The 7836-nt window shown below is 42.9% G+C and carries 4 protein-coding genes; 2 read left to right on the forward strand and 2 right to left on the reverse strand.

What is annotated here, in order from left to right; genetic code table 11:
* Positions 1-13: 13 nt before the first annotated feature.
* Complete coding sequence (locus tag OQY15_RS18720; protein ID WP_265793456.1) at positions 14-1606, reverse strand: glycerol-3-phosphate dehydrogenase/oxidase; 1593 nt, start codon at positions 1604-1606, stop codon at positions 14-16.
* Between the two features lie 278 nt (positions 1607-1884).
* On the opposite strand from OQY15_RS18720, the gene OQY15_RS18725 reads away from it, so the two are divergent.
* The gene (locus tag OQY15_RS18725) at positions 1885-2655 is read left to right on the forward strand and encodes a DeoR/GlpR family DNA-binding transcription regulator (RefSeq protein WP_265793457.1); all 771 of its coding nucleotides are present in this window, start codon (positions 1885-1887) and stop codon (positions 2653-2655) included.
* A 9-nt stretch (positions 2656-2664) separates the two neighbouring features.
* Here OQY15_RS18725 and galB read toward each other — a convergent pair whose 3' ends face one another.
* A complete protein-coding gene (gene galB, locus OQY15_RS18730) occupies positions 2665-5142 on the reverse strand; it encodes a beta-galactosidase GalB (RefSeq protein WP_265793458.1) in 2478 nt (825 codons plus the stop codon).
* A gap of 152 nt (positions 5143-5294) precedes the next feature.
* Here galB and OQY15_RS18735 point away from each other — a divergent pair, with 152 nt between their 5' ends.
* A complete protein-coding gene (locus tag OQY15_RS18735) occupies positions 5295-7694 on the forward strand; it encodes a prolyl oligopeptidase family serine peptidase (RefSeq protein WP_265793459.1) in 2400 nt (799 codons plus the stop codon).
* Positions 7695-7836: the final 142 nt, after the last annotated feature.

Below are 7836 nucleotides of genomic sequence, written 5' to 3' on the forward strand. Positions count from 1 at the left end.
TAGGTTCTTTTGATTATGCCGGTAGCGGGTAAGGCTCCAGCAGGTATGTTTTAGCTAAGGCAATAAATGTATCTGTCTGTTCTTTTTCCCATTGTGCATCTTTCTTAAGTTCAGCAGCAATCAGGGCAGCAACTTTTGGTGCAACATCTATAGCCATACGCGCATCCAGGAATAATATTCTCACTCGTCTCGCCAGCACATCCTCCACCGTTCTCGCCATTTCATGTCTTACAGCCCAGACCACTTCTGCAGCAATATATTCAGCCCTCGGGTGTAATTTCTCCCCCCAGGCCTTATTTTCATTAACCAGCGCGAGTACTGCATCACGGTCAGATCCATATACATACAGGTGGTTGTTGCGGTCTACAATCGGTGTACTCCCATGTATAGGCAGATCTTTCGTCTTCACCGGTCTCTTTACCAGTTTACCCACCTCTATTGCTTTATTCACAGTATCCTCGGCCATCTTCCGGTAAGTGGTCCATTTACCGCCTGTGATCGTAATCAAACCTGAATCCGATACAAATATCTTGTGGCTTCTTGAAATCTCTTTGGTTTTTTCAGAGCCACCCTGAGGAGCTGCCAAAGGGCGCAAACCGGCAAACATGCTGAGTACATCTTTACGCGCCGGCGCCTTCACCAGGTACTGGTCAGCTGTACGCATGATAAATTCTATCTCTTCATCTAAAGCCAGAGGCTCCAGGCTATGCTGGGTTAATGGCGTGTCAGTAGTTCCTATGACAAGTTTATCATGCCATGGCACTGCAAAAAGCACACGACCGTCAGATGTCTTCGGAATCATCAACGCATCTTCCGCAGGCATGAATGACATATCCACCACCAGGTGAATACCCTGACTTGGACGCAACATTGCCCTGTTTCCAGGTTTATCCATTTGCAGGATTTCATCTGCAAATACGCCGGTAGCATTGATCACAGTTTTACCTTTTACAGTATAACTGGTACCGGTTTCAGTGTCAGTCGTTACTACTCCGGCAACCCTGCCTTGTGCGTCTTTCACCAGATTAGTTACCTTAAAATAATTCAGCACAGTAGCCCCTTGTTCCAGGGAAGTCTGTGCAATATTGACGGCCAGTCTCGAATCATCAAATTGTCCGTCATGATAAACCACACCACCATACAAACCTTTCTGCTGTATAGTAGGGAGCCTGCGTGCCACTTCTTTTTTAGAGATATGTTTAGCTCTTCCAAATCCCCATTTACCAGCCAGAAGGTCATACAGCGTCAAGCCTATCGTATAGAAAATACCACCCCACCATTCATAGTTAGGAATAATAAAAGATTCATTTTTCACAAGGTGAGCTGCATTTTTGAGCATCAAGCCACGTTCATGCAAAGCTTCAACTACCAGGCCGACATCGCCCTGAGCAAGATACCTTACCCCACCATGAGCAAGTTTGGTACTGCGGCTGGATGTTCCCTTTGCAAAATCGATTTGTTCAAGTAACAAAGTTTTATAACCGCGGGATGCTGCATCCAGGGCTGTTCCCAGACCCGTGGCACCACCACCAACAATAATCACATCCCAAACTGTGTTGGAATCTGCCAAGCCTTCAATTATTTTATTTCTCTCGTTACTCATCATGTTCGTAAAATTTAGATGTTCAACTTCCGTTTCACTAATCGAAGTTACAAAACAAAACATTTCAAAACAAATAAAAATAATACAAAACAAAAGAATTATAATTAACGCCCTAAATTTAGTTGTAAACCCCATATTTGTATGAACAACGAAACCTGAAAACGAAACAAATCGAAAGTATATTCAGAATTTTAGTAAACCAATTTGTGTAATTATCGTCCGCACTTAAAGCATTATTGTTATTTTAGAGGCGATAACCAGATATTTCAGCTACCAAAAAAATGAAAAGTATCACCGAAAGACATCGTATCATTTTAAAAATCCTGGGAGAAAACGATCATGTGAATGTGCAGCAGCTCAGTTCCGAAATGAAGGTCTCCGAGGTAACTATACGCAAAGACCTCAAACTTCTCGAAGATAAAAACCTGCTGTTCCGCACCCACGGAGGCGCATCAAAAGTAAATCCATACACCAATGATAAACCAGTCGCTGTAAAGGAGAGGCTCAATGCCGAGGAAAAACAAGTGATTGCAAAAGCAGCGGCCGCCATGATTGGCGATAGTGATTCTATCATCATTGCTTCTGGAACCAGCATGCTGGCGCTGGCAAGGGCGATCAATACCGAAGTACGACTTACAGTTATTACTTCAGCTCTCAATGTTGCCCTCGAATTATCGCACCATCCTAATGTGGAAGTATTGCAACTGGGTGGACAACTCAGACAAAACTCATCTTCTGTGATGGGCCCTTACGCAGAGCAGATACTGGCAGATATCTCATGTGGTATGCTTTTTCTGGGCGTGGATGGTATAGATATGGAGCTTGGTCTTACCACCACCAGCCTGATGGAAGCCCGGCTCAATCAAAAAATGATGGATGCCGCACAAATCACCGTAGTGCTGGCAGACAGTTCCAAGTTTGGCAAAAGGGGGCTTGGAAAAATCTGTCCGCTCGACCAGATCCAGCATATCATAACTGATAGCGGAATATCTCCTGAGCTTGTCAATCAGCTGGAAGAAAAAGGAATAAATGTAACAATAGTACAAAAATAACGATTCGGTTTACTTTGCATTTAGCATAACCGAAGCACTTTTTAAACCTTTTGCAGTTACAGTAAGCGTTATCCTTCCCGGAGTATTGCCGGATTGAACTGTGGTCACCAGCATTCCCTGGAAGGCTTTCATATGGGGAAGATGGAAGAGCTCCAGACTTGAGGCATCGCCATTGGCGCTAACTTTGAATTTACCGGCACCTGTAACTTTGAAATTAAGCTCATTTGCTGCATCAGGACAAAGATTACCATCTTTGTCCACTACTTTAACGGTTACATAACTCAGATCGGTGCCATCCGCACTTAGTTCAGTCCTGTCGGCCTCCAGCAACAGGTGATCTGGCTTGCCGGCAGTCTTCACTTTTTCCTCAGCAACAGTTTTCCCCTCTATATCAAAAGCAACCACCTTTATTACACCCGGTTCATATTTCACGTCATTCCACATCAGACGGTATCTGCTTGTATTGGAACTATTATTTTTAACCTGTTTACCCATACTTTTCCCGTTCACAAAAAGCTCTGCCGAAGGATAGTTAGTGTAAACAAAAACCGGAGTTAACTGCCCCTCCCTACCCGGGAATGTCCAGTGCGGCAGAATATGCAGGGTAGGTTTTTCAGTATTCCATTTACTGCGATACAGGTAAAACCTGTCCTTTGGCAATCCTGCCAGATCAAGGATACCAAAATAAGAACTATGTGAAGGCCATTTCTCGTCATATGGAGTTGGTTCACCCAAATAATCAAAGCCAGTCCACACAAACTCACCAAGCACATAATCGAGATCATCCTGTTTTACAAATTCATCATCCGGAATCTGTGACCAGCTACAGGACTCTAAGTCGTACGACGAACTTTGATTATCATCGTACACTTTGTTCTTAAACATTTGTACCGGAAACTTATACACCCCTCTCGAACTTACCGTTGATGCTGTTTCTGTACCCAGGATAAAACCTTGAGGCAATCTGGTATTGGCTTCTTCATATCTCGCAGGCTTATAATTGAAGCCGGGAATATCTACTGCAGACGCAAAGTTATTGTTCAGCGCATTATCAATCCTGTCCATCCCGATAGTTACCGGCCTTGTCGGATCTTCCCTGTGGCAAATATCCTGTAAAAATGTCACCAGCTTATTTCCATTTACTGCTCCCTGGTCGGGCACTTCATTACCAATACTCCACATCACTACAGAAGGATTATTCCTGTCGCGGTGGATCATATTTACCATATCTTTTTCTGCCCATTCATCAAACAGACGACTATAACCATTCTTTACTTTCGGGCTCTTCCATTCATCAAAGGATTCTACCATCAGCATAAATCCCATCTCGTCACATAATTTTACCAGTTCTGGTGCAGGCATATTGTGAGAGGTCCTGATCGCATCACAACCCATATCTTTCAATAGAGTTAACTGACGCCTCAGAGCAGCTACATTCACAGCGGCACCCAGAGGACCGAGATCATGGTGGTTACACACTCCTTTAAATTTTCTGTAAGTGCCGTTAAGCGAAAATCCCTTTTTTGGCTCAAATTTGATGCTGCGAATACCAAAGGTCGTGGTATACTCATCTTTTAGCGTCTCACCGTCGTAAAGCCTGGAAACAGCAGTGTACAAATGAGGGGTTTCAGGTGACCATAATGCAGGGGTATTGACAATCAGTTGCTGCTCAAATTCATTGCCATCAGTAGGAGACAATGCAGAATTGGATGATCCAACGGTCTTTCCTGCTGCATCTTTAATCTCCGTCGCTAGCCGCAGGGCAGACTGTCCACTGTTCACACCATCAATTTTAGCTTTCAGCAGTACCTTCGCAAATTTGGAATTGATGACAGGAGTAGTGATGTATGTTCCCCACACAGGGATATGGATCTCATCAGTAATGAGCAGGTGTACATTTCGGTATAAGCCAGCACCGGGATACCATCTGGAGGCTTCAGGAAGATTTTCCAATCGTACTGCAAGCTTGTTTTCCATACCTGGCTTTAGAAAGGAAGTAATATCTACAGAGAAAGAGTTGTACCCATACGTCCAGTGCCCGGCTTCCTCTCCATTAATATAAATAGTAGGGTAGCTCATTGCACCATCAAACAGCAGCACTGCCCGCTGACCTTTCTTAAAAGAGATTTCGGTAAGCAATCTGCTATACCAACCTACGCCAATAAATGGCAAACCACCTGTCCGTCCTGCCTTTAAGCTTTTAGCTTTCTCCCCATTTTGTTCAATCTGTACATTTTGTACATCATTATTACCGTTAAATGGCCCTTTAATCGCCCAGTCATGCGGAATACTTACAGTTTCCCAATCTTTATCATTAACCCTGACAATGCCATCATGTTTAATATCACCTTTTGTAAATTTCCAGTTATTCTGCAGCAGAAATTCCTTGCGACTTTGAGCAAATAAAGAAACAGACTGGAATAAATAAAATATAAAAGCAAGACATACTATTGTTCTTGCAGAAGTGGATCTCAGGAGACTTGACATTGCGCTGTAAGGATAAATATTTGGATAAGAATTTAATGCAAGATATTAAAATACCTCAAAAGAGCGATCACACATTAGCAAATAATGTAATTTTTACGATACCATACAGCTTGTCGTTTAGAACTACAAAGATTAATCGTATTATAATGGGTATGAAATCAAAAATCCTAAGCCTGTTATTAACAACAGGTATTACATCCTGTGTGTATGCACAGGATAATTTAAAGTATCAGCTACCACCAAAAAGTATTGTCGACCTTGTTGATGCCCCTTCCAACCCAACGACAGAGTTTAATAAAGATGGAAGCCTCATGCTAATATTAAAAGCACCGGGTTATGCTTCCATGCAACATGTTGCGCAGCCCGTGATTGGTGTTGCTGGAATAAAGATTAATCCTGCCAATAATTCTACGGAATCTGAAGTAGCTGGTGTCTATGAGAGCATCATGCTCAAGGATATCAAAACAGGGAAAGAGTCGGCACTTCAAGGTCTCCCTGAAAAATACAGGATTTCAAATATCTCCTGGAGTCCCGATGGGAAATACTTTGCCTTTACCAATAATGATATGAAAGGTGTAGAATTATGGTATGCAGACGCAAAAACCTTACAGGCTAAAAAACTATCGAATGAGTTTTTAAATGATGCTTTCGGTGTAACCCTGCAATGGAATCCCGATAGTAAACATATTCTGGCACAGTTTATAATTTCCTCACGCGGACAGCAACCAGTAGAAAGTATCGTACCCACGGGACCAGTTGTACAGGAAAATTTAGGTGTGGTTACGCCTTCAAGAACCTACCAGTACCTACTGCAAAATCCTTATGACGAAAGTTTGATGGAGTACTTCCTTACTTCCCAACTGAAATCTGTAGACCTTAGCGGCAATGCAACTGACATCAGTGTACCAAAAATCTATAGCAAAGTTGCCTATTCTCCAAACGGTAAGTACCTAATGGTACAAACCGTTCAGAAACCTTATTCTTATCTGGTTCCGATCAACTATTTTCCGCTCAACACAGATATTCTGGATGCATCAGGTAAATTGGTCAAAGCATTATACCAGGCTCCCCTTGCTGATAAACTACCAACAGGATTTGACGTGGTTGCAACGGGACCACGCGCCTATGAATGGAGAGCCGATGCCCCTGAAACACTTGCCTGGGCAGAAGCCCAGGATGAGGGAAACCCAAAAAACAATACACCTTTTCATGATGCATTGTTTACCCTGAAAGCGCCGTTTAAAGCTGCTCCCAAAAAAATATTCCTCATCGCTTCCAGATATAGCGGCGTAGAATGGGGCAATGAAAAATACGCTATTGTGAAAGAACGCTCCCGTAAAACAAGGATGACAAAACTGACAGTGATCAATCCTGAAAACGGGAAAGTCGTTAAAGCAATGCCAGGTACATCATCAGAAAATGCCTATATCGATCCCGGACGTTTTGTACATACCTCACATCGTTTGCTGTTTGACAAGGGAACCCGTCCTGTTGTTTTCACGATAGGCAACGGCGCATCCCCTCAGGGCGACCGTCCATTTATCATGAAATGGGATCTTATATCAAATAAACAAGATACACTCTTCAAATCAAAGGCTCCCTTTTATGAAGAACCTGTGTTCTTCAACAATACTGGCACTGTATACATTTCGAAAGAGTCAGCAGAAGAAACACCTAACATCTATGCTGTAAGTCTTCAAGACAGGACTGAAAAGAAAATTACGGATTTTGCAGATCCCTACCCTTCCCTCAAAGGTGTTCAGAAAACCTTATTATCGTATCCTCGTAAAGATGGAATTAAACTGTCTGCAACCTTGTACTTGCCTAAGGATTATAAAAAAGAAGACGGGCCATTACCAGTGCTGATCTGGGCGTATCCAAGGGAATTTAAAAGCCTGAGTGCTGCCGGAGAGGTGAAAGGCTCTCCCTACCGATTTACCAGACTTGCCTTCCGTTCCCCTGTATACTGGGTAACGCGGGGTTATGCGATATTGGATAATGCTGATATGCCAGTAGTTGGTGAAGGCAAAAATGAGCCTAACGATACTTTCCTGGAGCAAATAGAGGATAACGCTCAATCACTCATCAATTATGTGGTTAACATGGGAGTAGCTGACAGGAAACGGATCGCTGTCGGCGGACATTCATACGGAGCATTCATGACTGCGAATTTACTCGCACATACGGATTTGTTTGCTGCAGGCATCGCACGTAGTGGAGCTTATAACCGTACCTTAACACCTTTTGGTTTCCAGGGGGAGGAAAGAACTTTCTGGGAAGTACCAGAAGTTTATAACAAAATGGCTCCCTTTAATTTCGCCAATAAGATCAAGACGCCTATATTGTTAACCCACGGCATTGATGATGATAACTCTGGAACTTTTCCTATTCAAAGTGAAAGGTTATATAGTGCTATTAAAGGACATGGCGGAACCGTAAGACTGGTAATGTTGCCTAAAGAATTTCATGGATACAGAAGCCGTGAATCAGTTATGCATACCTTCTGGGAACAGGATAGATGGTTAGAGACATACGTGAAGAATAAAAAGTAATACTGAATATTTGATACAAGGCCCCGATCGTTAACCAATCGGGGCCTTTTTATGGATGCTATTTACATTTAAGACCATCAATCTAACCTAAATGAGCTATCTGAACTATTCCGCGACCGCGATAGCAAGCAGATTTTAGCTA

The organism is Pedobacter sp. MC2016-15 (assembly GCF_026239695.1).
Classification (GTDB): domain Bacteria; phylum Bacteroidota; class Bacteroidia; order Sphingobacteriales; family Sphingobacteriaceae; genus Pedobacter.

Coding starts and splice junctions, on each gene's coding strand:
- OQY15_RS18720 (WP_265793456.1), bottom strand. CDS start 1,606: ATGATGAGTAACGAGAGAAATAAAATAATTGAAGGCTTGGCAGATTCC.
- OQY15_RS18725 (WP_265793457.1), top strand. CDS start 1,885: ATGAAAAGTATCACCGAAAGACATCGTATCATTTTAAAAATCCTGGGA.
- galB (WP_265793458.1), bottom strand. CDS start 5,142: ATGTCAAGTCTCCTGAGATCCACTTCTGCAAGAACAATAGTATGTCTT.
- OQY15_RS18735 (WP_265793459.1), top strand. CDS start 5,295: ATGAAATCAAAAATCCTAAGCCTGTTATTAACAACAGGTATTACATCC.